The 2,732-nt window shown below is 48.0% G+C and carries 3 protein-coding genes and 2 pseudogenes; all 5 read right to left on the bottom strand.

Annotated features, from left to right (window positions below):
* Window positions 1-143: pseudogene (locus NDA02_RS28180) on the bottom strand (CPBP family intramembrane glutamate endopeptidase); the annotation flags it as partial.
* 278 nt (window positions 144-421) lie between these two features.
* A complete protein-coding gene (locus tag NDA02_RS28175) occupies window positions 422-997 on the bottom strand; it encodes a TMEM175 family protein (RefSeq protein WP_190790584.1) in 576 nt (191 codons plus the stop codon).
* Between the two features lie 164 nt (window positions 998-1,161).
* Window positions 1,162-1,257 (bottom strand): annotated as a pseudogene (locus NDA02_RS28170) (DUF5996 family protein); the annotation flags it as partial.
* 44 nt (window positions 1,258-1,301) lie between these two features.
* Complete coding sequence (locus NDA02_RS28165) at window positions 1,302-1,715, bottom strand: hypothetical protein (protein WP_190790581.1); 414 nt, start codon at window positions 1,713-1,715, stop codon at window positions 1,302-1,304.
* Window positions 1,708-2,601: a pirin family protein gene (locus NDA02_RS28160; protein ID WP_190790580.1), complete on the bottom strand. Its 894-nt coding sequence runs from the start codon at window positions 2,599-2,601 to the stop codon at window positions 1,708-1,710. The genes NDA02_RS28165 and NDA02_RS28160 overlap by 8 nt, the downstream gene beginning before the upstream one ends.
* Window positions 2,602-2,732: the final 131 nt, after the last annotated feature.

Raw genomic sequence — 2,732 nt, 5'->3', positions numbered from 1 at the left:
CCGCTAAACGCGATCGCGACGAGTACGCTGGCACCAGTCCCGACCACCAGCCACGCAAAGAGAATGACCACTAGACCCAGAACATACCGCCACCCCCGATACTTACCCCACCGAGCAGCCTCCACATAAGTTGCGTTTTTCATGGGAATACATCCTGACTTTTGCAAATGATTTACCCTGCATTGCTGGTTTCAGCCTTGACTTCGGCTGGGATTACGAAAGCTCTTAATTCGACAATCTTGTTGCCGCGAAAGCGCCAGATGTCGCAGTACGAGAACCAGCCACATTCCCGTCTTAGGTTTAAGCGGCATAATGGTCCCGCGCACCGGATTCAGATCACCTTTGTCTGTGACCAACAACCTATATTCGTGCTGGTGCAGAGGGTTTGTTAGCTGGTTTTTGTTGCATCAAAAATGGAACTTTATGAGTTCAACGCCTTTTCGATACGACGATCGGGAATGAGCCACAGAACTGCAACCAGAACGTATAATGCACATGCAAACCAAGGGATTGCAAAAGCAAGTGGAATTGTAACTGCATAAATCAATACCGATGACTTGCCTTTAAAATTCCGACCAAGAGCGGTTGCAAGTGTGGAATCTTGACCGTGGTGAAAAACAAGTGTGCGAGTCAGAGTGAAGTAGGCGATCGCAGCCAACAATAGAACCACACCATAAAGCGCCACAGGCAAGGCAGCAAAGTGATTTTCACCCATCCATGTGGTGACAAAGGGAAATAATGATAACCAGAACAACAAATGTAGGTTTGCCCACAAAGTTGAACCATTCACTTGTCGGACTGCCTGAAACAGGTGATGGTGATTGTTCCAGTAAATACCAACATGCACGAAACTCAACACATAGCTTAGAAAGATTGGGATCAACGGACGTAGTGCAGCTAAATCTGACTCATGAGGTATTTTTAACTCCAGTACCATAATGGTGATAATAATAGCAATTACCCCATCACTGAATGCTTCTAACCTACTTTTAACCATTTTTGGGTATGCTCCTTGTTTACCGCGTTGTATAACTGCCGTTTGTAAAAATAGTGTCCGGTTATCCACTATCCATTCAGTATCTCTAAGTGGCAGCGGATCGCCTCAAACTTTGTATCAAGGTCGCTAGTCCATCCGCTTCAGCGATTTGCAATTTGTTAGCCTTACACGGTTGGGGAACGCTCCAGGGCTACTCGATCCCAATGTCCTAAGTTGGCTGCTGTCTCATAGGTGCTTTGGAGAAAAGCAAGGAGGTTTGCAATTACACAATCGGAGCAAGTTCAGAATCTGTGAATTTTGGAGGTTAAATACTGTCAAAGGTCAGCAACATCATGACATCTGCATGAGCTAACACGACATCGGGGTGGCGTTGAAGCGTCGTGTTATACTTCATGGCAAACTCATCGCCTGATTCATCGGGGCTGAGCAGTGTACGAATGTCACTGTCGATCGCTTCAATTGCCTCTGATGTAACAGATTCATCGGCATGAAGCAACTCATCGATTTGGATAATCAATTCTGAGAGTCGATGCAACCAGGCAAACTGCTTATGACTAATCACCAGTTGTAGCAATTCACCTCTAGAAACTTGCCCTCGAACTTGCTCATAGGTAAGACGCTCACTCTCTAGTAAAAGCTTGTGCAGATGCAGTAGTTTGATTCGTAACTCACTCAAGCGTTGATGTTGACTAATCTGATATTGAGATGTGTTAAGCATCAATCCGTCCCATCCTTCCTTCCTGGTAGTCGTTGATCGCTTGGGTAATTTCAGCTTCAGTGTTCATGACAAACGGACCGTAGCGCACGACTGGTTCGTTAAGGGGTACACCTGCAATCAGCAGAAGCTCTAGAGGGCGCTGAGCATCAGCAGGGTTGGAGATCGCCACATCTTCTCCATCTTGAGAAAAGAGCACCATCTGCCCATCATCACCAGGCGCTGGCTCTGTCCCAAACAACCCAGACCCCTCCAGTACATAGACAAAGGCGTTGTACTCTTTTGGTACAGGCTGGATCATCGTTGCCCCTGGTTGCAGTGTGAAGTGGAGGTAAGTTATCGGCGTGCGCGTCTGAATTACGGCTTTTGCCCCTAACGCTTCTCCCGCAATCACCCGCACCGTCATAAACCGATCTTCGGTTTGAGCGACCGGAATGTGAGCCGCTGGAATTTCCTGATAGCGGGGTGGCATCATTTTGTCTTGTTGTGGCAGATTGACCCATAATTGAATGCCGTGGAGCCGTCCACCAGTTTGGGTAAACATTGACTCCGGCATCTCGGAATGCACGACCCCGGCACCTGCTGTCATCCACTGGACGTCACCTGGATTTAGTAGCCCGGCGTGCCCCGCAGAATCTTTGTGTTCTAACCGTCCATCCAAGACATAGCTGACGGTTTCAAAGCCCCGGTGCGGATGATCGGGTGCACCTTTTGCCTGACCCGGCTTTAGATTAATCGGACCCAACTCGTCGAGGAGGAGAAACGGGTCAAATTCAGAGAAGCTACTTTTGGGAAAGGGCCGACGTACAAGAAATCCGGCCCCTTCGTGTGTTTCAACGCTGTTGATTACTCCGGCAACGGTTCGAGACGTTTGAGTGGGGACAGTCATAGAATTGCCTCTTCGGAACTAGTAGTTCACCAAATAAACTTTGCCTAGTTAGCATGCTTTAATTTAGGATAGAGATGCCCTAACCGAATGCGCGCACCTGCACTGGAAAATCTCCAATTGACCCTGGCTTT

Source organism: Leptolyngbya sp. ST-U4, from assembly GCF_039962215.1.
GTDB lineage: Bacteria > Cyanobacteriota > Cyanobacteriia > Elainellales > Elainellaceae > Leptolyngbya_A.
This window is presented reverse-complemented; position numbering and strand designations above follow the sequence as displayed.

What these genes read in the sequence shown, in the direction of transcription:
- NDA02_RS28175 (WP_190790584.1), bottom strand. Translation starts at nt 997, where the DNA reads ATGGTTAAAAGTAGGTTAGAAGCATTCAGTGATGGGGTAATTGCTATT.
- NDA02_RS28160 (WP_190790580.1), bottom strand. Translation starts at nt 2,601, where the DNA reads ATGACTGTCCCCACTCAAACGTCTCGAACCGTTGCCGGAGTAATCAAC.
- NDA02_RS28165 (WP_190790581.1), bottom strand. Translation starts at nt 1,715, where the DNA reads ATGCTTAACACATCTCAATATCAGATTAGTCAACATCAACGCTTGAGT.